The organism is Rhizobium sp. BR 362 (assembly GCF_036528765.1).
Taxonomy (GTDB): domain Bacteria; phylum Pseudomonadota; class Alphaproteobacteria; order Rhizobiales; family Rhizobiaceae; genus Rhizobium.
This window is the reverse complement of record NZ_JARWGH010000007.1, coordinates 207045-232942: the sequence shown is the minus strand read 5'-3', so window position 1 is coordinate 232942 and position 25898 is coordinate 207045. Positions and strand designations below refer to the sequence as shown.

21 protein-coding genes are annotated in these 25898 nt (G+C 60.9%); 9 read left to right on the top strand and 12 right to left on the bottom strand.

The genetic code is table 11. From position 1 onward, the window contains the following. Positions 1-13: 13 nt before the first annotated feature. The 3 genes from QDY28_RS13215 to QDY28_RS13205 all read right to left on the bottom strand — a co-directional run bounded on the left by QDY28_RS13215 (position 14) and on the right by QDY28_RS13205 (position 3383). Positions 14-1516 carry a DegQ family serine endoprotease gene (locus QDY28_RS13215; protein ID WP_331382135.1) on the bottom strand — a complete coding sequence of 501 codons (1503 nt, stop codon included), beginning with the start codon at positions 1514-1516 and terminating at the stop codon, positions 14-16. 275 nt (positions 1517-1791) lie between these two features. Continuing rightward, on the bottom strand, positions 1792-2451 hold the full coding sequence (locus tag QDY28_RS13210) for a DUF2161 domain-containing phosphodiesterase (protein WP_331382134.1): 660 nt from the start codon (positions 2449-2451) through the stop codon (positions 1792-1794). A gap of 35 nt (positions 2452-2486) precedes the next feature. Beyond that, positions 2487-3383, bottom strand: coding sequence for a LysR family transcriptional regulator (locus QDY28_RS13205; protein WP_331382133.1), 897 nt, complete (start codon positions 3381-3383; stop codon positions 2487-2489). 145 nt (positions 3384-3528) lie between these two features. On the opposite strand from QDY28_RS13205, the gene QDY28_RS13200 reads away from it, so the two are divergent. Then, on the top strand, positions 3529-4722 hold the full coding sequence (locus QDY28_RS13200; protein WP_331382132.1) for an MFS transporter: 1194 nt from the start codon (positions 3529-3531) through the stop codon (positions 4720-4722). 45 nt (positions 4723-4767) lie between these two features. Here QDY28_RS13200 and QDY28_RS13195 read toward each other — a convergent pair whose 3' ends face one another. The 3 genes from QDY28_RS13195 to QDY28_RS13185 form a co-directional block, all read right to left on the bottom strand. Continuing rightward, positions 4768-8028: a GH36-type glycosyl hydrolase domain-containing protein gene (locus tag QDY28_RS13195; RefSeq protein ID WP_331382131.1), complete on the bottom strand. Its 3261-nt coding sequence runs from the start codon at positions 8026-8028 to the stop codon at positions 4768-4770. Between the two features lie 136 nt (positions 8029-8164). Then, positions 8165-10636 carry a glycoside hydrolase family 2 protein gene (locus QDY28_RS13190; protein WP_331382130.1) on the bottom strand — a complete coding sequence of 824 codons (2472 nt, stop codon included), beginning with the start codon at positions 10634-10636 and terminating at the stop codon, positions 8165-8167. A 29-nt stretch (positions 10637-10665) separates the two neighbouring features. After that, on the bottom strand, positions 10666-11382 hold the full coding sequence (locus tag QDY28_RS13185) for a FadR/GntR family transcriptional regulator (RefSeq protein WP_331382129.1): 717 nt from the start codon (positions 11380-11382) through the stop codon (positions 10666-10668). Between the two features lie 112 nt (positions 11383-11494). Between QDY28_RS13185 and uxuA the strand changes: the two genes are divergently transcribed. Both uxuA and QDY28_RS13175 read left to right on the top strand, forming a co-directional pair. Beyond that, positions 11495-12697: a mannonate dehydratase gene (gene uxuA, locus QDY28_RS13180; RefSeq protein ID WP_331382128.1), complete on the top strand. Its 1203-nt coding sequence runs from the start codon at positions 11495-11497 to the stop codon at positions 12695-12697. A gap of 186 nt (positions 12698-12883) precedes the next feature. After that, positions 12884-13315 carry a VOC family protein gene (locus QDY28_RS13175; RefSeq protein WP_331382127.1) on the top strand — a complete coding sequence of 144 codons (432 nt, stop codon included), beginning with the start codon at positions 12884-12886 and terminating at the stop codon, positions 13313-13315. An 87-nt stretch (positions 13316-13402) separates the two neighbouring features. Here the strand turns inward: QDY28_RS13175 and QDY28_RS13170 are convergent, their stop codons facing one another. The 5 genes from QDY28_RS13170 to QDY28_RS13150 all read right to left on the bottom strand — a co-directional run bounded on the left by QDY28_RS13170 (position 13403) and on the right by QDY28_RS13150 (position 18318). Further along, complete coding sequence (locus QDY28_RS13170) at positions 13403-14233, bottom strand: alpha/beta hydrolase (protein ID WP_331382126.1); 831 nt, start codon at positions 14231-14233, stop codon at positions 13403-13405. 35 nt (positions 14234-14268) lie between these two features. Further along, positions 14269-15516 carry a kynureninase gene (gene kynU, locus QDY28_RS13165; protein WP_331382125.1) on the bottom strand — a complete coding sequence of 416 codons (1248 nt, stop codon included), beginning with the start codon at positions 15514-15516 and terminating at the stop codon, positions 14269-14271. 16 nt (positions 15517-15532) lie between these two features. Further along, positions 15533-16456 carry an ABC transporter permease gene (locus QDY28_RS13160; protein ID WP_331382239.1) on the bottom strand — a complete coding sequence of 308 codons (924 nt, stop codon included), beginning with the start codon at positions 16454-16456 and terminating at the stop codon, positions 15533-15535. Positions 16457-16463: 7 nt separating this feature from the next. Then, complete coding sequence (locus QDY28_RS13155; protein ID WP_331382124.1) at positions 16464-17243, bottom strand: ABC transporter ATP-binding protein; 780 nt, start codon at positions 17241-17243, stop codon at positions 16464-16466. An 88-nt stretch (positions 17244-17331) separates the two neighbouring features. Next, a complete protein-coding gene (locus tag QDY28_RS13150) occupies positions 17332-18318 on the bottom strand; it encodes an ABC transporter substrate-binding protein (protein WP_331382123.1) in 987 nt (328 codons plus the stop codon). 181 nt (positions 18319-18499) lie between these two features. Here QDY28_RS13150 and QDY28_RS13145 point away from each other — a divergent pair, with 181 nt between their 5' ends. Together QDY28_RS13145 and QDY28_RS13140 are read left to right on the top strand one after the other, a co-directional pair. Beyond that, the gene (locus tag QDY28_RS13145) at positions 18500-19261 is read left to right on the top strand and encodes a GntR family transcriptional regulator (protein WP_331382122.1); all 762 of its coding nucleotides are present in this window, start codon (positions 18500-18502) and stop codon (positions 19259-19261) included. A gap of 122 nt (positions 19262-19383) precedes the next feature. After that, positions 19384-20337 (top strand): NAD-dependent epimerase/dehydratase family protein, encoded by a 954-nt coding sequence (locus QDY28_RS13140; RefSeq protein WP_331382121.1) that lies wholly within the window; start codon positions 19384-19386, stop codon positions 20335-20337. 32 nt (positions 20338-20369) lie between these two features. Here the strand turns inward: QDY28_RS13140 and QDY28_RS13135 are convergent, their stop codons facing one another. After that, complete coding sequence (locus tag QDY28_RS13135; protein WP_331382120.1) at positions 20370-21578, bottom strand: TIGR03862 family flavoprotein; 1209 nt, start codon at positions 21576-21578, stop codon at positions 20370-20372. A gap of 232 nt (positions 21579-21810) precedes the next feature. On the opposite strand from QDY28_RS13135, the gene QDY28_RS13130 reads away from it, so the two are divergent. From QDY28_RS13130 to QDY28_RS13115, 4 genes are all read left to right on the top strand, one after another. Further along, positions 21811-22440, top strand: a complete 630-nt coding sequence (locus QDY28_RS13130) for a VOC family protein (RefSeq protein ID WP_331382119.1) — start codon at positions 21811-21813, stop codon at positions 22438-22440. Positions 22441-22684: 244 nt separating this feature from the next. Further along, positions 22685-23404 (top strand): TetR/AcrR family transcriptional regulator, encoded by a 720-nt coding sequence (locus tag QDY28_RS13125; RefSeq protein ID WP_331382118.1) that lies wholly within the window; start codon positions 22685-22687, stop codon positions 23402-23404. A gap of 130 nt (positions 23405-23534) precedes the next feature. Then, entirely contained in the window at positions 23535-24701 is a 1167-nt protein-coding gene (locus QDY28_RS13120; RefSeq protein ID WP_331382117.1) for a Gfo/Idh/MocA family protein, read from the top strand. A gap of 4 nt (positions 24702-24705) precedes the next feature. Then, on the top strand, positions 24706-25881 hold the full coding sequence (locus tag QDY28_RS13115; RefSeq protein WP_331382116.1) for a dihydrodipicolinate synthase family protein: 1176 nt from the start codon (positions 24706-24708) through the stop codon (positions 25879-25881). Positions 25882-25898 lie beyond the last annotated feature (17 nt).

Here is a 25898-nt window from a genome sequence, read left to right as displayed (position 1 = left end):
TTTTAGAAAATGCTTAGGCGGCCGAGAACGGCACTGCCACGAAGGTCTTGTCGCCGCCGCGCTCGATCAGCAGCAGGACAGACTTGCGGCCAGCCTTGCCGGCTTGCGTCACCGCACTCTGAACATCGTGGGCACTGTGAACAGGCTGATCGTTGACCGAGACGATAATGTCGCCCGTCTGGATGCCGGCAGCGGCGGCCGGCTTTTCCGGATTGACGCTGGCAACGACGGCACCTTCAACACCTTGCGGGAGGTTGAGCTGCTCGCGCAGATCGGGCGTCAGATTGGCGAGGCCGACGCCGATGCTCGGTTGATTGGAAGGCTGGACCTTGCCGTCGCCGCTGTCATTGGCTGCCTGCTTGCTGTCGTCATTGCCGCCGATCGTAACGTTCACATCCATGCTCTTGCCATTGCGCCAGACCGTGAGCGACCGCTTGTCTCCCGGCGAAAGATCGGCAACGAGCCGCGACAGGTCCTTGGGCGTTTTGACGGTCTCACTGCCGACCGCCGTGACGATGTCGCCGGTCTTGAGCCCGGCCTGGGCAGCCGGCGTTCCGTCATTGACACTGGCGACCAAGGCGCCCTGCGGCTGCGAGAGGCCGACGGCATCGGCGACATCAGCGGTCACCGGCTGAATGGCGACGCCGAGATAGCCGTGATCGATCGAGCCGTTCTTTTCGAGCTTGGCGACGATCGCTTTGGCTTCGTCCGAGGGAATGGCGAAACCAACGCCGACGCTGCCGCCATTCGGCGAATAGATGGCGGTGTTGATGCCAACGACATTGCCCTCACGGTCGACCAGCGGGCCGCCGGAATTGCCGTGATTGATCGGAGCATCGATCTGGATGAAATCGTCATAGGGACCGCTGTGCAGATCCCGGCCGCGGGCCGAAACGATGCCGGCGGTGACGGTCGTGCCGATACCGAAGGGATTGCCGATCGCCAGGATCTGGTCACCGAGCTTCAGCTTGTCGGAATCACCCCAGGCGATGGTGGCAAGCGGCTTCGGCGCCTTGATCTTCAACACAGCCAGATCGGACTTGGCGTCGGCGCCGAGAAGCTTGGCCGGCAGTTCGGTGCCATCATCGAGCGTCACCTTGATGTCGGTGGCATTTTCAATGACGTGGTTGTTGGTGACGATGACGCCGTCCGGGCTGATGATGAAGCCGGAGCCGAGCGCCATGGCGCGCTGTGACGGCCGACGTTGCGGCACTTGCTGCTGCGGGAAGGGAATGCCCTGGTTCTCGAAGAACTGGCGGAATTGCTCATCCATCGGGGAGTCGCCAACATCCGCGCTGGTATCGGTGGCCTTCATCGTCGTGGTAACGGTGACGACTGCGGGCTTGTCGGCGTCGACGATCGAGGAGAAGGAACCGCTGGGCGCAATGATGCCGCTGGGTTCAGCGGCGGCTATGGCAGCGGGTGTGCTGAAGGCGAAGGGCAGGGCGCCTGCGCCGACGATGATAGCCGCTCCGACGATGGCTGCGGCGCGATGCTTGCGAAGTAGATCTGACATGGCAAATGTCCCTTACGAGATCGTTGTGATATGGCGACTTGGGCCCATGCCGGGAACCAGGCGTCGAACGGAGTGCCGTTTCTATTCCTTCTGAAGAACTGCGATTATTCGAAGTTACTGCGGAATTGCAGTATAAAGAAGAAATGGCGCTGGAGATTTATATGATCCGCCTGATGAGTTTTACAAATTAAATATTGATCATGTTTATATTGCAATTTTGTAATACATTACTAGACTTTAATGTTGGAATGCCCGAATTTCTTCACGTTTATTGTTTACGCGCCGTCCGTCTGAGGCCAGCGCTTCAATGCTTCCGAACCAAGTTCGGTCAGAGCGTAAATGCCGCGGTCGACGCGTTCAAACCAGCCATAGACGTTGTGCCGCAGGATTTTGGCGGCTTCGGGAGCATTGGCGCGAATATCCCTAGGGCGCTGCTGCCCGTTCTGGATCGCCATCGCACAGGCAAGCGCCTGCTGGCGATAGGCGGTCATGATCGGCGCACGCGTGCTGCCGCCGAGCGCGGGATCGCCCTTGCGCCGCTTATGTTCGTCAACAAGACGTGATCGCCGGCGAATATTCTTGCGCGGCATCGGCGCGACCGGGCTGACGATGACGTCGACGGTGCCGTTGTCGGAAACGGCGAGCATGCCGAAACCGAGGCGGCGGCAGAGATCGCGAAATCGGCGGTCACTTTCCCGTCCCTTGCCTTTCGCCGAGACGCGGGCGGCGATCCACACTTCATCGCTTGCCGTCGCGCGATCGACCGCCTGCAGCACGAGTTCGAGATTAAAAGTCAGCTTCAATTCGCAGATGACGACGACGGGCGACTCATCGTTGCTGAGGCCGACAAGATCGCAACTGCCGATTTCGCCTTTCACCGCGTAGCCGGCGGCTTCCAGGAAATTCTTGATCGGAAGATAAAGCGCCGTCTCCAAATCTCGTCCTCTGCTATCTGGTGCTCAGCACTGTTTTACGTGATTCGCGATGCCAGAAAGTCGACAAAGGCACGGATGCGGGCGGCAAGATAATCATGGCCGGCATAGACGGCATGGATCAGCTCGATATCTCCCGCATTGAAATCCTCGAGCACCGGCACCAACGCGCCGGCTTCAATATCCGGCTGCACATGAAAATATCCGACGCGAGCAAGGCCGAGGCCGGCCAGACAGAGGCTGCGCACCGTCGGTCCGTTATTGGCCTGCAGATTGCCGTAGACCGGCTTTACGAACTCCGATCCGGTGGCCGGATCGCGAAACGGCCAACCCTCGACGGTCGGGCGGAAGTTGAAGGTCAGGCAATTGTGGTGGTCGAGATCGTCCGGTGTCGCCGGCATGCCGCATCTTGCGACATAGGCCGGTGAGGCAACGATGACCCGTCGTCTTTCAAGCAGCTTGCGGGCTTTCAGTGAACTGTCGCGCAACGATCCGACACGAATAGCGACGTCGGCGCGCTCGCCGACAATATCGATGACGCTGTCGCTGAGCGAAATATCGAGTTCGATTTCCGGGTAGAGCGCCAGGAAATCCGGAATAAGTGGCACGATGCAGCGCACGCCTATGGCAACGGAAGCGCTGACGCGCAGAGGTCCGCGCGGAACCGCGGAACCCCCGGCAGTCACCAAGCGCTCCGTCTCCTGTATTTCGGCGAGAATGCGTTGAGCGCGCTCGAGATAGACCTCTCCCTCCGGCGTCAATTGCAGCGACCGCGTGGTGCGCACGAGAAGGCGCGTGCCGAGCCTGTCCTCCAGGCGTGTGACGAGCTTGCTGACGGCCGAAGGCGACAGGCGCAATTTTCGTCCCGCCGCCGAGAAGCTGCGAAGCTCGGCCACTTGGGCGAAGACATCCATTTCCCCGGCGCGATTGTCCATCACCCTCTCATTTTTTTGAATTCAATTCACAAGTGTTGAGTTTATATACGCAATTATCAATCGAATGTCTCGGGGCCATATTCTGCGCGAACAAGAACCAGTCCAGCCGGATGTTTCCGGATGCCTTTTTCGATCGGGTTATCTCATGCCATTAGCTCTATTTGCCTTGACGATCGCGGCCTATGCGATCGGCACCACCGAATTCGTCATCGTCGGTCTGCTGCCGACGGTCGCGACCGATCTTCATATCACCCTGCCGCTCGCCGGCCTCATCGTCAGTGTCTACGCGCTTGGCCTCACCTTCGGCGCGCCGATTCTCATAGCGCTCACCGGCCGCATCGAGCGCAAGCCGCTGCTGCTCGGCCTGATGGCGCTCTTCGTCGCCGGCAACGGCATGGCGGCCCTAAGTCCAGGCTACGAGCCATTGCTTGTCGCCCGCGTGCTTTCGGCCTTCGCGCATGGCGTCTTCTTCTCCGTAGGATCGACCATCGCGGCCGATCTGGTGCCGGAAAACCGCCGTGCCTCGGCGATCGCGATGATGTTCATGGGGCTGACAGTCGCGATCGTCACCGGCGTGCCGCTCGGCACCTTCATCGGCCAGACCTTCGGCTGGCGCGCCACCTTCGCTGCCGTCGCCGTCCTCGGCATCATCGCCTTTGCCGGCATCGCCTTGTTGCTGCCCTCAAACCTGAAGAAGGCGCCGCCGGCAGGAATCGGCGAGCAGGTGCGCGTGCTTGCGAGCGGCCGGCTGCTGATCGTCTTCGCCATGACCGCTCTCGGCTACGGCGGCACATTCGTCGCCTTTACCTTCCTGGCCTCGATCCTGCAGGAAGTGACCGGCTTTGCGGCCTCCGCCGTCAGCCTGATCCTAGTGCTCTACGGTATTGCCATTGCTGTCGGCAATGTCGTTGGCGGCCGGCTTGCCAATGGCAATCCGGTCAAGGCGCTGACAGGGCTCTTCATCGCCCAGGCGATCGTGCTCTTGCTGTTCAGCTTCACCGCCGTTTCGCCTTGGCTGGCAATTCCGACTTTGGCGGCGCTCGGCTTCCTGTCCTTCGCCAATGTGCCGGGTCTGCAGCTCTATGTCGTCCAGCTTGCCCGGCAGGTGCGTCCAGCCGCGGTCGATGTCGCCTCGGCGCTGAACATTGCCGCCTTCAATCTTGGCATTGCCGCGGGCGCCTGGATCGGCAGTCTGGTGGTGGAATCCTCGCTTGGTCTCGGTGCCACGCCCTGGGTCGGTGCGATCCTGGTCGCCGCGGCCCTCATCCTCACCCTCTGGAGCGGCGCACTCGACCGCCGCTCAAGCCCCGTGGCGCATCATGTCTCCTGCGCCGCCTGACTGCAAAATTGGCAGAGGAGCCGCGTCAGGCGGCTCCCTTCGTAATTAGGCTTCGAAATTCAGCTCGACTTCGGAAATGGCAACGGATGCCGGCAACAACGGCTGACGGGTGCGCGCGCCGAAGTGCCGTTTGAAGCCGAAGACATTGCTGATCAGGCTTTTCGTAAAGAGACCGGGGCCGCTCGAATAGATGCGCCAGCCGCCATCGAAGGCAATATCGGCAGCCTTGACGCGACCCCAATCATCGGACGCTTGATAGCGATCGGCGAACGCGGCGTCGCTGCTGCTGAAATAGGTGTTGCGCTGGCGCAGCGATGCGTGGTCGAGCCGGCCGCTGACCGCGATCGGATTGGCGAGCGCCAGCGCGCTCCAAACGCCTTCGGCATCGCTGTCGAGAGCCAGCGCCTCGCAATAGCGCAGGTGAGCATGCACATACATCAGCCCGATCTCGCGTCCGAAGAAAGCCGAGGATTCAGCGCGGCGGAACAAAGTCTCCGGCCCGCCGGCATAGGTCGCCGGCTTTTCCATCAGTCGCACGCCGTCGGGGAAAAGCAGATTGTCCTCGATCAGCTTCATATGCGCATGCCGCTGCTCCGGCGTGAAGAGACCACCCAACATCGGCTGTGTCATTGCGATCAGCGAATAATGCAGGCCCGTGCGCGTATCCTGCGGATGCAGCAGCAGTTCGACGCCATCATGGCTCGGATCAAAGACGCCATAGCCCGCGACGACGCCGTCGCGCATCAGGAGGCGATTGAAATCGCTGCGCATGGCGGCGGCCGTTTCCTTGAGCGGCTCCGCCTCTCCGCCGCGGCTGCACAGCGTCAGGATCGCCGCGTAGCGCACCAGTTGCTCATAAAGCAGCGAGACGGTCCAACTGCTGACCATCCAATCGCGCAAATGCGGATCAGCCGGCTGCAGGCTGTCATTCCAATCGCCTTCGCCATAACGGATCAGGCTGGTGCCAGGTACGAAGCGGCTGCGGACGGTATCGAGCAGCTTTTCGACATGCGCGGAAATCGTCGCCGTCTCTTCAGTCCGTTGCATGGTGTCGTCGGCGCGCCACGGCACGGTTTCGGCCAGGAAGGCAAGATCACCCGTCGTTTCGATATAGTCGCAGAGCGCCTTGAGCGGCCAGACGACGATATCGCCATGGCTCTCGCCGGCACGAATACTGGCATAGGGCTCCAGCATGAACCATTGCGGCCAGTCGCCCCGGTCGCGGTATTGTTCGGAAAACACGGTGCTCAGCACCTGCTTCACTTCGTCATCATGTTCATAGGCGAGCAGGAATTCCACTGGTCCCTGACAAACATCGCGCGTTCCCCAGGCCGCCCCCGTATATTGTTCGAGGCCGTGCGGCACGCTCAAATGCACGATCGCGTCATGCGCAAGCCAAGGCAGCATCACGGCCTGGGCGAACAGATCCGGCCCGTCGCCCTCGATACGGGCGCCCCGCGTGACATGGTTCCAGAAGCGCTGTGCAGGCGCAAGCATCTCTTCGCTGCTGACACCGGCCTTATACCGTGCGGCAAGACGTTCGCCTTCCGCTGTGTCGGTCATCGATCCGGTGACGGCAAAACTGAAGCTTTGGGTCGGGCGCGATTTGAGCGCGATGAAGGGGCCGTTGCGAGATGCGCCGTCGCTGTAGAGAAGCTCGTCGCCGCCAACCGCCTCGAAAGCATCCGGCGTCGAGGTGACGAGATGGTAGGCGGCCTGCGGATAGCGATCCCAAAGCCAGGAGGATTGCGGCCGGAACGATATCTGTTTGGCCGCCGCATCGATCTCGATGTTGGCGACGGCTTCATAGTCACGCTCGCCGAGCACGATATGGCCGAACACCAGGAAACGGCAGGCGGCACCGTCGACTGCTACGGTCCACTGCATCGACGGATCGTCGCCGCAGGCGATTGCTGTCACCCTGATGGTCCGGTCGGCGAGCCGATAGATCCAGCGAATATCGCTCAATCCCATGTCGAATGCGGCGGGAACGCCAAGCAGGTGCCAGCCTTCGCCCATGTCTACGAGGATACGCAGGCCGCTTGCCCGGGTCAGATTATAGGGGTCGCGGGAGACCGAGAAAAGCTTGTGGAAGGACGTATTGCCGATCGTCAACTGCGCGGCGAAAATGCCCTGCATCCAGCACGTTGCTGCCAGCGTCTGATCATCCAACAGCATGTTCTGGCCGCTGCGGACGATGGCGCCGTGACGGCGTGCGACAACGCGCTCTTTCTCACGCAGCACGATGTGGCGATTAAGCGAGCCGTCCGGCACGAAGAAGGAATAGAGCTGGCCATCAACGCGTTCTTCAAGCATCCGCTCGGGATAAAGCCGCTCGATCGTCGCTTCGTCCAATGACTCGGTCACCAATAGCGGCGCGTCCTGTACAATGCTGCGAACCGGCGCACCACCGGCAATGTCGGTTTTCGTCAGTTCGCCAAGCGCCAGCGGTAGGGCGTCAAGCCTTGCAAGATCGGCATCGCTTGAGGCCGCAGGGTGATCGGCAACGAATAGGCCGAAGAATGTTGTGGTCACGAGTGTCTTTGGCGTGAGCGCGAGCGGCTTCGATTGGATTACCGGACAGGCGACCTCGTGCTGCCGACGAATGCTCGGCAGGCTTTCACCAAAGCCAGGCACCATCTGCGCATCGCCGCTTGGGGCGGGCACCACCAACTGGATCGCGTCCGTGGCATAGGCGGCCGCGCCATCCAGGCAGCCTTGTGCCAGCCAAGGATTGCGCCCGCCACCCTGCTTGAGATTTTGCCGGTTCATCACGACAGGCCCGAAAGCGGAATGTTCGGCAATGTGATGGTCGATATATTGCGAAGCATAGGCCTCGCTGTTCATCAGGAAACCGCGATCGCCGAGGCCAACGTCCTGGATCAGCACGAGATCGGCCGAAAGCGCAGCATTGGTCGTATTTTCCAGCGAAACCTGCCAGAACCAGGCGCTTTCGCTCGAATGGAGCTGCAGCCGCACCGAATGCTTGATTCCAGCGGTCTCTCCGCTCCAGCAAAAGCCGGTCTCGTCATGGCCGAACCGCACCGTGGCCTTCGGCCCAACGATTTCGGCGACTTCCGGCTGCGAGCCGCCGATGCGCAGATAGAGGCGTCCGATACCACCGTAAACAGGCGATCCCAGCACCTGGTTGATCATGACGCTTCCCTGCTGGTCGGCGAAATCGATTGCAAACAGCGTGCCGTTCGGCAGCGCCGATACCGACAGGCCGGCGCTGTTGGCAAACGTGGAAAGACCGAGTTCTTCGCGCCGTGGCGTCTGAAAGCTACGATTGGATTCCAAGGACATAACCGTGTCTCGCTGATTCATGGGTCGGTGATAGTACTAGACCACAAGCCGCTGTACGATCATAGGAGGCAATTTGCCGTTTCCGATCGCAATGTTTCCTGAGGGCATTTCGACCTGTGACCGGTTGAGTTCCTCCTCACCGGTGCGGCGCTGCACCCGCAACTTGATTTGCCGTGCGCACTATAGAGAAAAGATCGGCATCGTCCCCAGCCTCTTTCGACACGCCCTTGATGCGGAACGTCTTGCTTTCGCTGGGCATCAAAGTGACCAACATGTCGTCGACCTCGGCATTCGGGCTGATGCGGTCGGCAAACAGGCAGAGGTCGCGCAGGAAGGATTGGGCTGTGATCGTAACGGCGATGCCGTCGGCGATCTGTTCCGCCTGAAGCTCGAAACGAGGCTCGGGATATTGCAGTTTCATGTCCTTTTCGAAAAACCACCAGGCCTCGGTATCGCCGAGGCGAGCGCGCAGGAATTCACGCTCGGGGTTGCCCGGCGTCGCCACATCCTTGGGGATCGAGATTTCGGCATTTTCGAAGCGGTCGCAGAGGACGCGCCAGACGGAATGGCGGGCGAGAAGCGTGCCGTTGAAATCGAAGCGCTCAATGGTGAAAGGGACGCGCCAGAACAGGGTCGTGTCGTTGACGGCGATGGCGGCAAGACCGTCGCCGCGCGGCTGGATAGTGAGGAGATGCGGCGCATAGCTGTGGCGCAGCGCGTACCAGAGCGGTTTCTTGCGGCCTGCGCCGTCGACTGCCGCCCAGGAGGTCACCGGCCAGCAATCGTTAAGCTGCCAGACGATTGCGCCCATGCAGGTCGGGCGATGCGAGCGCATGTGATCGATGCCGAGGCTGATGGCGCGCGCCTGGTTGAGCTGGGTGACGAAAAGCCAATCGCCGAAGTTTTCCGGAGCGGGAAACCAGTTTTCCAATCCCTTGATCAGCTTGTCGTTGCCGCTGGTCGCCTTCTGGTGATGCAGGACGCCGGGGGAGGCCGGCGCTCGGTTTTTCTCCCGAACGGATTCGGTAAGCGTCGCGTAGGTCGGCGGTGCCTGCCAGCCGAATTCGGAGCAGAAACGCGGAATATAGTTGCGGTAGGTCTCATATCCGACTTCGTTCCAGACGTCCCAGATGTGCTTGCAGCCGTGCTCGTCGGCGTTCGGCGCAATATCCATCGAGCCGGAATAGGGACTTCCCGGCCAATAGGGCCGCGTCGGATCAATCTCAGCGACCAGTTTCGGCAGCAGGTCAAGATAATAACCGGCGCCCCAAGGGCGGTTGGCAAGCACATCCCCCCAACCCCAGTCGAAATAGCCCCAGATGTTTTCATTGTTGCCGTTCCAGAGCACCAGCGAGGGATGCGGCATGAGCCGGGTGATCGCCTCGCGCGCCTCCGCCTCGATCTCGCTATAGACCGGCTCTTCCTCCGGGTAGGCGGCGCAGGCGAAGAGGAAGTCCTGCCAGACCATGATGCCGGCGGCATCGCATTCTTCGTAAAAGGTATCCGTCTCGTAAATGCCGCCGCCCCAGACGCGGAGAATGTTCATATTGGCATCACGTGCCTGGGCGATCCGTTCGCGGTAGCGCTCCCGCGTCACCCGCGGCAGGAAGCAATCCTCCGGGATCCAATTGGCACCACGGGCAAAGACCGGCACGTCGTTGACCACGAGCGTAAAGGCGGAGCCGATCTCGTCGGGTGTGGTGTCGAGGCGCACGGAACGGAAGCCGACGCGGCGTTGCCAGCGCTCTAGCATCGCTCCGTCGGAGCCCAGAAGCTGAAGATCGAGATCATAGAGAGGCTGGTCGCCGAGCCCATGCGGCCACCAGATTTCCGGATTGTCGATGCGGCATTCCACCAAAGCATGCGTTTCGCCCTGTGCGATCCGGACTTCGGACCGCTTGCCGCCGATCGACATCACCAGAGCCGCGCTATCCGTACCTTCTGCAGCCCATTCGATTTCGATGCGCAGGCGCGCGACACCGTCACCGCCCTGCAAAGTGATTTCCGGGCGGACAATGGCGAGACGCGCCTTCGACCAGCTCTCGATGGTGATCGGTTTCCATATGCCCGAAGTGACGACGCTCGGACCCCAGTCCCAGCCGAAATTGCAAGCCATCTTGCGGATGAGATGGCCGGGTCCGGGATAGTTGGCCGGGATATCGGCGGCCGAACCGAGCGCGCTGCGGACCGCCTCACCATGAGCATAGGCGGAATCGAAGTTGACGATCAGCTCATTCCGCCCCTCCTTGAGCTGGTCGCGAATATCAAAACGATAGCTGCGGTGCATATTGCGGGTTTCGCCGAGCAATGCGCCGTTCAGTTCCAGACGCGCCGCGGTATCAAGCCCGAGGCAGGAGAGATCGATCCTTTCTGCCTCTTGGTCGTCCCAGTCGAACGCCACCCGATAGCGCCAGGCCGAGCGGCCGATCCAATCCTGGGAGATTTCGTTGACATCGAGATAGGGGTCCGCGATCAGCCGAGCCGAGAGCAGATCGAGATGCACATTTCCGGGCACGGCGGCCGGGATCGTGGCGGGCAGAGAAGGGGCTGTAGACGGTGCGCGAAGGCGCGAAAGCGTCCAGCCGGTGTCGAGTGCCAGTTTCTTCATGATTGTCGTCCGTTATGAAATGGATTGTGTCAAATCTGCCGTGGCTCTGCAGAAGGCTCGATGAACTGCAGCCCGGCGTGAAGATGACGATTCATGTGATAGGCATAGGCGATGCGGTCCCGCTTTTTCAAGGCGGCGATGATATCGCAATGTTCGTCATAGGCGCTTTCGACGGCGGCGCGGGATCGTTTGCCGGCTTCCATCAGCCGCTGCAGCAGCGGCTGCAGAATACCATAGACCTGTGACAGCGTGCGGTTGTCGGCAAAGCTGATCAGCTCGGCATGGAACTTGAAATCGAATTCCGCTGCCTCCGACAGTTCCGATGCCAGCTTCATGGCGTCGTTAATTGTTTGAAGCCGGACAATGCCGGCATCGTCGATATTCTCGAACAGAAGATCGGAGAGATTGACCTCGATGAGCCGGCGAAAACCTTGGATGTCGAGGAAGCTTTCAGCGGATATGTCGATCGCGAAGGAGAACAGCTCCATCAGTGCCTGTTGGCGGCGGTCGGTGATGACGGCACCGACCTTCTGCCTGCTTTCGACGATGCCGTAGGCCTTCAGGATGCGGATCGCTTCACGCACGGTATTGCGGCTGCTGTTGAACATAGCCGCCAGCTCGATTTCCGAGGGTAGGGCGTCGCCGAGGCCAAGATTACGCTCGCGCATCAGCCGCCGGATCGCATCGACCACCTGGTCTACCGCCGATCCCCTTTCCTCGATCTCAGCGGTTTCCACGTCGTGCATCCTCCAATTCCCGAAAAGGATATTGTTGGTCAATAACATGTGTCAATGGCCAAGCCGTATGGACTTTCAGCAATTCGGGGATATGTTGACCAACAAATAGGAGAGGCATCGTATGGAGAGCTGTTGGCGCTGGTTCGGACCGAAGGATTTGGTTTCACTCCTTCATGCGCGTCAGGCCGGTGCAACGGGCATCGTCACGGCACTGCACGAAATCTCCCATTCCCGCGTATGGACGCCGGAAGAGATCGAGGGGCGCAAGGCCTTGGTGGAGGCGGCGGGCATGCGCTGGAGCGTCTGCGAATCGATCCCGATCCCGAGCGCTATTAAGCGCGGTGACTCCGGCGCTGCCCAGGCGGTCGGCGTCTGGAAAGATACGCTGGTCAATCTTGCCCGATCCGGCATTAAGACGATCTGCTACAACTTCATGCCGGTGGTCGATTGGACGCGCACCGACCTGCGCTTCGAGATGCCGACGACGGCGCTTGCCCTGCGTTTCGACATGGTGGAATTCGTCACCTATGACGTCTTTATCCTGCGCAGGAAAGGCGCCGAGACGAACTATGGGCCCGAGCTTTTGCAGCGTGCCGAGGAGCGGCTGAAGGGGCTCTCGGAAGAGGCAGTTCGCCGGCTGGAGAGCAATATCATCGCCGGACTTCCCGGTGGCGAGGACAGCTACGGGCGCGAGGCGATCCGTGCGGCCATCGAGTCCTTTGACGGATTGACGGCGGAGGACCTGCAGGCAAACCTCAGCACTTTTCTCAGCGAGGTCGTGCCCGTCGCCGCCGAAGTTGGGGCACGGCTCGCCATCCATCCCGACGATCCTCCGATTTCGCTCTTTGGTCTGCCACGGGTGGTTTCGACGGCGGCGGATCTGCGTCGTATCCTCAGCAGCGTCGATCATCCGGCGAATGGCTTTACCCTTTGCGTCGGCTCCCTCGGTTCGCATGCCGACAATGACGTGCTCGCCATTGCCCGCGAATTTGCGCCGCGCATCAATTTTGCCCATCTGCGCGACGTGACGATCGAGCCCGACGGTTCCTTTGTCGAAGCCGCGCATCTGGAGGGACGCAGCGACATGCATGCAATCCTGCGCTTGCTGTTGGCGGAAGAGGCTCGCCGCCGCACCGATGGCCGACCCGACCATATGATCCCCATGCGCCCTGATCACGGACACCTGATCGGCGACGATGTCGATAAGCCGACCAATCCCGGCTATTCGCTGATCGGGCGGCTCAAAGGTCTGGCGGAGTTGCATGGCGTCATCCACGCTGTTGGCAAAACCGGCGAATTTTCAAGGTATTGGAACAGCCTTTAGAGATCTCGATGATAGGCGCGGGACCGCATCGATGAAGACGGCGGATTCCGTCTCAAGATGCTTTTGCCTAGAGATGATCCATCAAAAAAATCCTCGTTTCACATGTCGGAAAGTCGGATCGACGACCGTCCTTGGAACAGCCCGTCCAGTTGGGCACATCAGCAAATCCGTTCCGAGGAGACGATCATGACCGATGCAGCAGAACAAACGCAATCAGAGCAGCCCAAGGTGCCGGTGCTTGGCGGCCTGGTGCCCTATTTGACGGTCGGCGGCGCCGTGAAGGCGGCCGAATTCTACAAGCGCGCCTTCGGTGCCGAACAAGCTTTCATGTATCCGGCCGACGAACAGGGCCGGACGATGCATATCCATCTCTATATCAATGGCAGTTCATTGATGCTGGGCGATGCCTATCCGGAACACGGTCATGCGCTGGAAAAGCCGCAGGCTTTTACCCTGCAACTGCTTGTCGATGACATCGATGCCTGGTGGAAACGCGCCGTCGATGCTGGTGCCGAGGTCGTCATGCCTATCGAGGTGATGTTCTGGGGCGACCGCTGGGGTCAGCTTCGCGATCCCTTTGGCATCACCTGGGCCATGAACGCGCCCGTTCAGAAATAAACTCTGCAGAACAGGAGCCGGGTTCGCAGAGCTCGAACCCGGGTCTCCCGCGAAAAGGCATTCACCTGCCGCGCCCGGGCCGTCAGGTTAATCAGAGAGCAGGGTCCGCGTCAGCGGATGCATGGGGTCGGTCAGGCCGTCTAATATGGTGAAATGATTTTGATCCGGCGCGACGACAGCGGCAGTTGCGGCGCCGAGGCCGGTCCAGATATTGGCAAGCAGGGCATTCTGGCGAATGAACTCGGCACGTTCAGCGCCGCCGACCCAGCATGTAAGGCGGACATTTTCCGCGGGCTCCAGCAGTGCCGGGCTTTCGGCCATGGCTTCGGCGGCATCGATGCGCAGAAACTCGTTCATGGCTCTCTTCATGATCGGGCGAAGGTCGTGCAGCCCGGAGATGGAGACCACATGGCGGATGCGGGTTTGGATGGATGCGGCAAGCGGGGAGGTCGCCGTGATCATGCGGGCGGCAAGCTGGCCTCCGGCCGAATGTCCGGCCAGTATCATGGGGCCATCGACCATATCGGCGGCAACGCCGATCGCTGCCGCAACCTCCTTGGCGATGCCCGTGAGGCGGTTCTCCGGACAAAGCGTGTAGGAGGGGATGGCGACAGCGTAGCCATTGGCGATCGGAGCAGCGGCCAGATGCGACCAATAGCTCTTGTCGAGCTCCAGCCAATAGCCGCCGTGAATGAAGACCACCAATCCTCTTGGTTTCTCATCGGGCAGGAAGAGATCGAAGCGATTGCGCTCATGAGGTCCGTAGGCAAGATCGAGCCTGGCACGACCGCTCGTTGCCAGGCTATCGCGGAAGGCCTTTGCCGGCTCTATCCAGGCCGCCGGCCAGCGGTCGCCGCCGACCACATAGGCATCGCTAGTATAGGCACTTTCCCAGTCGGTAATTCTGAAATAGCTCATCGCCTCATCCCCAGCTTTGCGAGGCCAATCTGGTATCAGGTCACGGTCGAACGCACGGCAAACCGCGCATCCTTCCACGATCCGCTGCTCAGAATATCCTCCAGCACCTCCGCCGCCTGCCAGACGTCGCGGTAGCCGACATAAAGCGGCGTGAAACCGAAACGCAGGGTGGCGGGCGCGCGGAAATCGCCGATCACGCCGCGTTCGATCAGCGCCTGCATCACTTCGTAGCTGTTGCTATGCGTGAAGGAGACCTGGCTTCCGCGTCTTTCGCTGTCGCGCGTGGTTTCCAAAACGACGCCATATTGGCCGCATTTCGCCTCAACCAACTGGATGAAGAGATCGGTCAGCGCAACGCTCTTTTTGCGAAGCGCGGCCATGTCGACCTCATCCCAGACGCCGAGCACGCCCTTCAGCGCCCGTAGCGACAAAATCGGCTGCGTGCCGCAGAGAAAACGCTTCATGCCTTCACCGCCGGCAAAATTCTGCTCGAAGGCAAACGGCCTTGCGTGCCCCCACCAGCCGCTCAGCGGCTGCGTGATCGCGTCGTGATGACGACGGGCGGCATAGATGAAGGCCGGCGAGCCTGGGCCGCCATTCAAATATTTATAGGTGCATCCGACAGCGAAATCGGCATTGGCGCCGTCGAGATCGACGGGCAATGCGCCGGCGCTATGGCAGAGATCCCAGATCACCAGTGCGCCGGCCTCGTGGATCCGGCGCGTCAGCGCCGCCATGTCGCGCAACTCGGCGTTCTTGTAGTTGACGTGGTTGACCAGGACGACGGCAACCTGATCGTCGATCAGGTCCTCGATATTATCCGCATCCCTGCCTTCGAGGCGAAGGCTAACGCCTGGACGCGTAAAGGCGACACCTTCGGCCATGTAGAGATCGGTCGGGAAGCTGTCGCCTTCCGCGACGATGACACTGCGGCCCGGACGCATGGCAAGGGCGGCGTGCAGGGCCTTGTAGATGTTGATCGAGGTCGAGTCGGTGACCACGGTCTGGCCTGGTGCGGCGCCGATCAGCCGGCCAATGCGGTCGCCGAGATCGAGCGGCAGGTGGAACCAACCGGCGCTGTTCCAGCTACGGATCAGGCCGTTGCCCCATTCCTCCGTCGCAGCCTGTTGCAATTCGGAGAAGACGTCATGCGAGGCAGCGCCAAGCGAATTGCCGTCGAGGTAGATGACGCCCTCGGGTAAGGCGAAGCGGCTGCGGAGGAACCATAGCGGATCGGCCGCATCCATGGCCTCGACAGCGGCGAGATCGGGAAGGCTGCTCATGGTATCGCGTCTCACTTTATTCGCGGATGGTTTCTCGGGCGGGCGCGCCGCCGCGGCTGCGCTTGATGCTCGGCAGCGCCAGCATCAGCAGGACGAACAGGCCGGTAGCGAGCTTCAGGTTCGGCGGCGGCATGCCGGCAGCGAGGCAGAGCGAGACGAGCTGGTAATAGATGATCGAACCGACGAAGGGCGCGAGCAGTTGCCGCAACACGGTCTGCTTGCCGGTGAAGGCCTCGCCGATCATCAGCGCCGCCAGGCCGTTGATCAGGATGCCGATGCCCATATTGACGTCTGCAAAGCCCTGCGATTGTACCATCAGCGCGCCGCTGGAGGCGGAAAAGGCGCTGGCGAGGCCGACACCGCCGATCGTTGCGGCCCAGACATTGATGCCCTGCGCTTCGGCCATATCCGGATTGGAGCCGACGGCGCGCATGGCGGTGCCCTTTTCCGTCTTGAAGTAGAGATTGAGGGCGATCAGCACGATAAGAGCGAGAATGCCGGCGATGACGATCTTGCTTGCCGGAAAGCCTGGTTGGGTCAACGGCACCCAATCGAACACCGTCGGTGAGCCGAAGACGGAAAGGTTCGACTTGCCCATGATGCCAAGATTGATGCTGTAGAGCATGGTCGACATCAGAATGCCGGCGAGCAGCGTATGGATGCGGAAGCGCAGGTGGATGAAGGCCGTGCAGCAACCGGCGGCGAGACCGACGACAAAAGCGGAGATGATCGCCAGCGGCGGTGCGACACCAGCGGCTAAGAGGATGCCGCAGACGCAGCCACCCAGCGGAAAGGCGCCTTCGCTGGTCAGATCCGGAAAGCTCAGCATGCGGAAAGGGATCATGATCCCCAGCACGACGAAGCTCAGGATGAAGCTCTGCGCCAGCGTGACCGGGATCAGCGAGACGAAGCTCGAAACGGTTGTCTGAATGAAATCCATCATGATGTCAGCTCACCAACAGCATGCGGTCGGTCTTGACGGCGAAGTGGCCGATCAATTCGGGCACGGTGATGCACCGCTTGCCTTCCCCGGTGATTTCGAGATGCACGCGGCCGGCATCAAGCATGATGATGCTGTCACCGAAATCGACGGCGTGCTGCATGTTATGGGTCACCATCAGGGTCGTCAGCTTCAGCGCTTCGACAGTGTGCACCGTCGCCTGCATGACGATATCGGCCGTGCGCGGATCGAGGGCGGCGGTGTGTTCGTCGAGCAGCAATACGTCGGGCGAGCCGCCCACTGCCATGATGAGCGATAGCGATTGACGCTGGCCGCCGGAAAGAAGCTCCACCTTGGTATCCAGACGGTTCTCAAGACCCAGCCCGAGAACGGCGAGGCGTTCCTTATAGGCGGCGAGGCGGGCGGCATTCAGACCGGGCCGAAATCCACGCTTCTTGCCGCGCAGTTCCGCCAGAAGCATGTTCTCGCCGACGGTCATGCTGGCGGCGGTTCCCTTCATCGGATCCTGAAACACGCGGGCGAGGCGCGCTGCGCGCTTGTGGACCGGCGTGTTCGTGACATCGTTGCCGTTGATGAGGATCTGGCCGGAATCGAGGCTGAGGGCACCGGAAATCGCATTCAGCATGCTGCTCTTGCCGGCGCCGTTCGAACCGATGACGACGCCGAATTCGCCGGTCTTGAGGGAGAGTGTCAAGCCGTTGAGCGCGACCTTTTCGTCGGGCTGGCCTCTGTAGAAAACTTTGCGCGCGGATTTGATGTCCAGCATCCGTGCCTCCCCTGTACTGTAGGGTTATGAAATGGCGGCGCTTTCAACGCCGCCATGGATCACACCGATCCTTCGAAGATGCCGCCTATTACTTCGTGAAGCAATTGCAATCGGCAAGCGAGGCCGGAACGTCGGCGCCGAAGGCCTTCAAAACGGTCTTGTTGATCAGCGGAGCGTGGTCCTCATAGGCAGGACGCGATGGCGCGATCGTCTTGGGATCGCCACCCTTGAGGATCTTTGCGGCGATCCTGCCGGCATTTTCACCGACCTGCTCGTAGTTGACGGCGAAGCTTGCCGGGACGACACCGCTGCGAACTGCAGCGTCGTCAGAATTGACGATCGGGATCTGCGCCTGGCGGGCGGCTGCGGCAACGGCGGTGATTGCCGGCTGCAACAGGTTGGAGGCGGGCGTGTAGATCACGTCGGCCTTGCCGGCGAGCGATGCGATACGCTGCTGAATGTCGTTGACGTTATCGACACCGACGGGAACGACTTCGAAGCCGGCGGCCGGAGCGGCCTGCTTGACCTTTTCGATCAAGGCGGCGTCGTTGGCCTCGCCCGGATTGTAAGGCACGCCGATGCGCTTGGCATTTGGAAGCAGCTTCTTGGTGAACGTCAAAATGGCGGCGATATCCTGAAGATCGCTCGCGCCGGTAATGCCCTCATCGCCGGCATCCCAGGAGGGAACGAGCTTGGCGGCGACCGGATCGGTAACGGCCGAGAATACGATCGGTATGCCGGAGCCGGCGAGCGCCTTTTTGGCGATCTGCGAGACCGGCGTCGTGATGGTATACATCAGCTTCGGACGGTCCGACTGCAGCTTGGCGATCATCTGCGGCACCAGCGACGCGTCGAAGCTGGTGTTGCTCTCGGTATAGACCACATCCTTGCCTTCGACGAAGCCATTGTCGGCCAGCGCCTTTTTGAAACCGGCAATCGAAGCGTTGAGCTGCGGATGTTCGCCGAAATTGGCGATCGCGATCTTGATCGGCTCGGCGGCTGCCGTGGCGACGCTCGCCATGAAAGCGCCGGCGATAACAAGCCCCGACAACCATCTGGATGCGGATTTCCTCATGATTTCCTCCCGGATTTTATAGAGAGCCTTGCTCTCTCAGCTTTATTGACAGCGATCATAGCGGCTGCGCTGTCCGTGTCAATTTGCGATATATGATATGCTACATAAACCTGTTTGATATATAATTTGGCTGCAGGCAGAATTTATATATAATCTTGTCCAGCGAGCTGGGAACGACGCGATGCAGGACAAGGAACCTCTTACGAAGACAGAAGCGGCTTATTGGCTGCTCCGGCGGGATATTCTCAACACGAAGCTCCGGCCGGGTGCCGCGTTGAAGCTCAGCGCCTTGCGGGATGCCTATGGCGTCGGCTGGACTCCACTGCGCGAAGCCTTGTCGCGGCTGGAAGCCGAAAAGCTGGTGACGGCCATCAGCAATCGCGGTTTTGCAGTCGCTCCGGTTTCCCGCACGGAGTTGGAAGATCTGATGCGCGCGCGGATGGTCGTCGAACTGCCGCTGCTGCTGGAATCGATCGAAAAAGGTGGGCCGGTCTGGGAATCCGCTGTGGTCACTGCGCACTACCGCCTCTCTCGTTGCAAGATCGTACCCGATGCCGCTTCGGAGGAAATGGCGGACGAATGGGATGAAAAGCATGCGGCTTTTCACGCCGCGCTCTTGAGCGCTGCGACATCGAGCTGGCTCCTGCGCTTTCAGGGCACGATTTCCGATCAGCTCCGCCGTCATCATCGTTTTCTCGGTCTGGCGCCGACGCAGCGTGCCGCTGCCGGCCTGACCATCGGCTACGAGACGGCGGTCGCCGCCTTGCGCGACGCGATGGCGATCGAGCATCACGCGGCCCTGATGGAAGCGGCCCTCGACCGCGATATCGACCGCGCCAGGGCGCTGATGACCGAGCATATTGGCTATACGCTGCAGGTCTATATCAAGTCCGAGGATGAGGACGGCGAGCTCGAGCCATTGAAGCTGCGCCGCGGCGCCTAGCTGCGACAAAGTTCCTTCCCGCATGGGGATGACAAGGCAGTGTACGCGCCTATTCTCTCGAGCATCATTCTCTTCACTCCAGATTCCGACATCCAATTTTGAAATATCCTTGGGAGGACATCATGACGCGTGCAGTGGTCATCGGCGCAACCGGTCATGTCGGCACCTATCTCGTGCCGCGGCTGGTGGAGGCCGGCCATGAGGTGGTGGCAGTGAGCCGCGGCCAGGCAAAACCTTATTCGTCGAACCGGGCATGGGATGCCGTCGAGCAATTGACGATGGATCGCGCAGCGATGGAAAAGGACGGCAGTTTCGGGCCGGCGATCCGGGCCTTGAAAGCCGATATCGTCATCGACATGATCTGCTTCACCCTGGAAAGCGCCAGGCATTTGGCGGAGTCGCTCTCCGGACATGTCGGCCACTTCCTGCATACGGGCACGATTTGGACGCATGGTTTTCCCACCGTCGTGCCGACGCTCGAAGAGGCGCCGAAGCGACCCTTCGGCGAATACGGAACGCAGAAAGCCGCCATTGAGAACTATCTGCTAACGAAGGCGAGGATCGGGAGTTTCCCGGCGACGTTGATCCACCCCGGCCATATCGTCGGCCCCGGCTGGGCGCCGCTCAATCCGGCCGGTCATTTCAATCTCGCGGCATTTTCGACCCTCGCCCGAGGTGAAACGCTCGCGCTCCCGAATTTCGGGCTGGAGACGGTCCATCATGTCCATGCCGACGATGTCGCACAGATGTTCATGGGCGCTATCGCCAATTGGCGCGCCTCGACCGGCGAGAGTTTCCATGCGGTGTCAAGCGGCGCATTGACGCTCCGAGGCTATGCCGAGGCAATGTCACGCTGGTTCGGCCATGAACCGAAACTGGAATTTCTTCCCTATGACACATGGGCCGAAAGCCAGACGCCGGAGGATGCCGAAGCGACCTGGGAGCATATTGCCCGCAGCCCGAATTGCTCGATAGCCAAAGCCGAGCGGCTTCTGGGCTATCACCCTCGCTACACTTCGCTGCAGGCCGTGCAGGAGTCGGTGACCTGGCTGATGGAGAACGGGCGGATTGGCTGACGGCATCTCGCTTTAAGACAGATGCGAGTCCGTTAGCGCCCCAGCCAAGCTTCCATTCCTCTCGCCGCGGCGCGTCCGGTGGCGAAGCAAGCGGAGAGAAGATAGCCGCCGGTCGGCGCCTCCCAATCGATCATTTCTCCGGCGACGAATACGCCGGGGAGCGCTTTCAACATATATCCATCGTCGATACCGCTCCAACGAATGCCGCCGGCCGACGAGATCGCCTCGGTGATCGGCCGCGGCCTCAGGAGCGGGATCGGCAAGGCTTTGATCAGCCGCGATAGCCGCTCCGGGTCCGCGAGATCAGCGGGGGAAACGAGTTCTCGCAGCAGCGCCGTCTTCACGCCTTCAATTCCCGCGCCTTTGCGGAGGCGATTGGAAAGGCTGGCTTTTACATCCTGTCGTGCCAGATCGCGCGATAGCCGTTCTGTGGTCCTGCCGGGCGCGAGGTCGATCGTAAGCGCGGCTCTGCCATCGCTTGCAAGCCGGTCACGCAGGCTGGCGGCATGGGCGTAGACGAGGCTGCCTTCGATCCCATGCTGGGAAATGACGAACTCGCCGGGAAAGGTGCCGGCATCGGACGTTGCCGTCACCGCCTTCAGCGGCCCCCCGGCGAAGCGTTCTCTGAAAATCGTGCTCCAGGCGACATCGAAGCCGCAATTGGCGGGCTGGAAGTCGTCGATGTCGACGCCTTTATCGCGAAGCCAGGTGATCCAGGCGGCATCCGAACCGAGCCGGGGATAACTCGCACCGCCAAGCGCGAGCAGGGCCGCGTCGCACTGAAGAATCCTCCGTCCCTCCGGCGTTTCGAAGACAAAGCCGCCTTCGGCAAAGCCGGACCAGCGATGCCGTGTCCGAACCTTGACCCCTTGCGCCTCCAGCCTGCCGAGCCAGGCGCGCAGCAGCGGCGATGCCTTCATGACCGTTGGAAAGACGCGGCCCGAGGAGCCGGTGAATGTCTCCGTGCCAAGCGCCGCCGCCCAGCTCTTGATATCGTCAGGCGTAGAAGCATCGAGGGCCGAACGCAGACGCTCGGAGCTCGGGCCGAAGCGACTGGCGAAGCGGCTGTACTCTTCCGAATGCGTGATATTGAGGCCGGATTTCCCTGCGAGCAGGAATTTGCGAGCGACCGTCGGCATACTGTCGTAGACTGTGATCCGATGACCGGAGAGTGACAGCACTTCGGCCGCCATCAGACCGGCCGGGCCGGCACCGATGATCGCGATCTGTTTTCCTGTCATAAGGCCGCCCGTGCTGAATTGTTTTTTGTTCTCTTGGGCCGTGCCGGCGTTGAAAGCAAGATGCCCTGCGATGAAGGCCCGACGATCAACTTAAAGGCGCTCACTGGCCAAGCCCGCCGTGTCGCCTAAATCACTGCCATCCATCAACCGAACTAACGTGCTGCGTCATCGATACTCCTGCAGTTTCATAGTCTCTTACTCGTCTCAAATCTCTAAACCCAGGGAGCCCCGCATGAGCAATATTCAGGCACAAGGCACACCACAGAGCGAGAGCTTGACAACACCAACGGTCGCGCTGAAGCTTGAGGTCGCCGTCCTTCCCGTCGCTGACGTCGACCGCGCCAAGCGTTTTTATGACGGCCTCGGCTGGCGGCTTGATGCAGACTTTGTCCGAAAGGACGGATCTCGCGCCGTCCAATTCACGCCTCCCGGTTCGCCGTGCTCGATCCATTTGGGGGAGACACCGAGCTTCTATCTCGTGGTCTCTGATATTGAAATGGCCCATGCGGAGCTTGAAAAGCGTGGCGTCGAGATCAGCGAGATATTCCACCGCGGCGAAGGGCCGGGCCGTGTGAGCGGACTGGACCCCGAGCGCCGCAGTTATGCCTCACTCGCATCATTCAGCGATCCGGACGGTAATACCTGGCTGCTTCAGGAGGTGACAACGCGATTGCCCGATCGCGTGGACAGGAACGTCACGTCATTCGCCTCGCCGACCGAGCTTGCGGCCGCGCTCCGACGGGCGGCGGAGGCGCACGGCGAGCACGAGAAGCGAACCGGCGGCCAACGCGATGAAAATTGGCCGGACTGGTACGCCGAGTACATGGTCCGGGAACAAGCCGGCGAGGAACTGCCGTTGTAACTGCAGGCAACTGCGAAGCAGACGAAAATCGCCCGCTTCACTCGCCCACCCTCGGCGAAGGCATGTGATTAGCGCGGTGCTTCGAGCCTGCGCGCTAAGCGCGCATTGCCAAAAGCATAATTTTATATAACTATATAGTTACTACTGCCGGCGATTTTCGAGGGACTGTTAACTTGTGCCATGATCGAGTAATTGTCGGCGGTTAAAAGGCCGCATGGCCTGCCAGATGCAATCGGGGGCCGCGATGAGCGAAGCCAAAATCAAAAAGGGCCGATCGAAGAGCCCAGAGGCTGAAACTGTGGCCGAGTCCACCGGTCAGGCGGCATCGAGTTCATCCGCCGAGCGACCGCGCCTGAGGGATGCCGAGCGCACGAGCAAGGCGATCCTGGCTGCGGCGACCAAGGAATTTGCCGAGCGCGGTTATGGTGGCGCCCGCGTCGACGCCATTGCCGAGCGCGCCAACATCAACAAGCGCATGCTCTATCACTATTTCGGCGGTAAAGACGCGCTCTATGTCGCCGTCCTCGAAGGCAGCTATGTTGCCATCCGTTCGGCGGAAGCAAGGCTCGATCTCTCGCACCGCAGCCCCACCGAGGGCATGCGGGAGCTTGTTGTTTTCACATGGAAATATTTTCTTGATCACCCGGAGTTCCTCGGCATTCTCAATACGGAAAACCTGCATAAGGCCCGCTTTCTGAAGCGGTCGGCGCGGATTTTCGAGCTGCATTCGCCCCTAGTCGCCGAAATTTCCGGTTTGCTGGATCGCGGCGCTGCAGCCGGCGATTTTCGTCCCGGCTGCGATCCCGTCAAAATTTACATGAGCATCGCCGCCCTCGGTTCCTTTTTCCTGACGAACCGCTGGACGCTGTCGACGATCTTCCGGCGGAACCTTTCCGACAAATCGGAGATAGAGGCCTGGGGCGAGCATATCGTCGACGTCATCTTCGCCTATCTGCGTCCCTGAGCGCTAAAACAGCCCATAATTTCGCCGAATCCGGGTGACTGCCGACGCGGCCACCGACGATGGCCGTTGACAGCGCCGCTTTGCCGTGTCAGTCATGTAACTATATAGTTATTTACGGGAGGAGTGGGATATGGTGACGAAGCCGATCGGCATCATCATGCATGGCATCACCGGCCGCATGGGTTACAATCAGCATCTCGTGCGGTCGATTCTGGCGATCCGCGAGCAGGGTGGCGTGCTGCTTGCCAATGGCGACCGGTTGATGCCGGACCCTATCCTGGTCGGCCGCAATGCCGAAAAGATCACGGACATCGCCCGCAAGCATGGCCTCGCGAAAACGACCACCGATCTCGACAGCGCGCTTGCCGATCCCAACAACACGATTTTCTTCGACGCCGGTTCGACGCAGATGCGCGTCTCCCTGCTGGAGAGGGCTATTGCAGCCGGCAAGCACGTTTATTGCGAAAAGCCGATTTCCGAGACGCTGGAGGAAGCGCTTTCGGTTGCGGACTCGGCCGAGCGCCGCGGCGTCAAGAATGGCGTCGTGCAGGACAAGCTTTATCTGCCGGGCCTGCGCAAGATCGCCATGCTGCGCGACAGCGGCTTCTTCGGTACGATTCTCTCCGTACGCGGCGAATTCGGCTATTGGGTCTTCGAAGGCGATTGGGGTGTAAAGGCGCAGCGTCCCTCTTGGAATTACCGCAAGGCCGAGGGTGGCGGCATGATACTCGACATGCTGCCGCATTGGCGCTACGTGCTCGACAATCTCTTCGGCGAGGTCAAAGCCGTGAGCTGCTATGGCGCGACGCATATTCCGAGCCGCGTCGATGAGATCGGCAAAACCTACGTCGCCGACGCCGACGATGCGGCCTATGCCACGTTCGAGCTCGACGGCGGTATCGTCGCGCAGATCAATTCCTCCTGGGCCGTACGCGTGCGCCGCGACGATCTCGTCACCTTCCAAGTTGACGGTACGCATGGGTCCGCGGTCTGCGGGCTGATGCGCTGCTGGACGCAGCATCGCGTCAATACGCCGAAGCCGGTCTGGAATCCGGATCAGCCGCAGCCGATCAATTTCTTCGAAACCTGGGACGAGGTGCCGGACACGCAGACGTTCGACAATGGTTTCAAGGCGCAGTGGGAAGATTTCCTGCGCCACGTCGCCGAGGATGCGCCGTGGAAATTCACCTTGCGCGAGGGCGCCAAGGGCGTTCAACTCGCCGAGCTCGCTCAAAAGAGCTGGGCGGAGCGCCGCTGGGTCGACGTTCCCTCGCTTTCCGCTCGCCAGGAGATATAAGACCATGACGAAGACCCTTCGTTTGCCCGCGACCGATGGCAAGCTTGCCGAATTCACCGTCGCCAACACGCCGCTTAGCCCTCTGGAGCGACCGGCAGGCGGCCATCGCTTCAATCGCGTCGCCTATGCCGCCGCCCATGTCGTCGTCGACCCCTTGGCCGACAATGATCCCTGGCTCGACCGCAATATCGACTGGGAGCGGACGATCGCTTTCCGCGAATATCTTTGGGATCTCGGCTTTGGCGTCGCCGAAGCGATGGACACGGCGCAGCGCGGCATGGGCCTCGACTGGACCGGCGCCAAGGAGCTGATCATGCATGCGCAATCGGCCGCCCGCAATCGCTCGGACTCGCTGATCGCTTATGGCGCCGGCACCGATCATCTGGCACCAGGTCCCGATGTCAGCATCGATGACGTCATCCGCGCCTATGAGGAGCAGGTCGCCTTCGTCGAAGACCAGGGCGGACGGATCATTTTGATGGCGAGCCGCGCGCTTGCCGCAGCCGCCAAAGGCCCGGACGACTATATCCGCGTCTACAACCGCATCCTCGGGCAGGTCCAACAGCCGCTGATCATCCATTGGCTGGGCGCGATGTTCGATCCGGCTCTGGCGGGCTATTGGGGTTCGTCCGACGACATGCGCGCGATGGAGACGGCCGTTGCGATCATCAACGACAACGCCGCCAAGGTCGATGGCGTCAAAATATCCCTGCTGTCGGCGGAAAAAGAGATCGTCATGCGCCGCCGCCTGGATCCGGCGGTGAAAATGTATACCGGCGACGATTTCAACTATGCTGAACTGATCGCAGGGGACAGCCAGGGCTATTCGCATGCGCTGCTCGGTATCTTCGATGCGATCGCGCCAGCGGCAAGCGCGGCTCTCGCGAAGCTAGCCGAGAACGATCTCGACGCCTTCCATCAAATGATGGCGCCGACCGTTCCGCTCTCGCGCCACATCTTCAAGGCGCCGACGCGCTTCTACAAGACCGGAGTGGTGTTCCTTGCCTATCTCAACGGCTTCCAAGACCATTTTCAGATGCTCGGCGGCCAGCAAAGCACGCGCTCCATCGTGCACTTGTCGGAGCTGTTCCGTCTGGCCGATACCGCGCGGGTTCTCAGAGACCCAGATCTCGCCGTGCAGAGGATGAAGACGATCCTTGCAACGGTCGGCGTCGCGTAATCGGAAACAGGATCTGG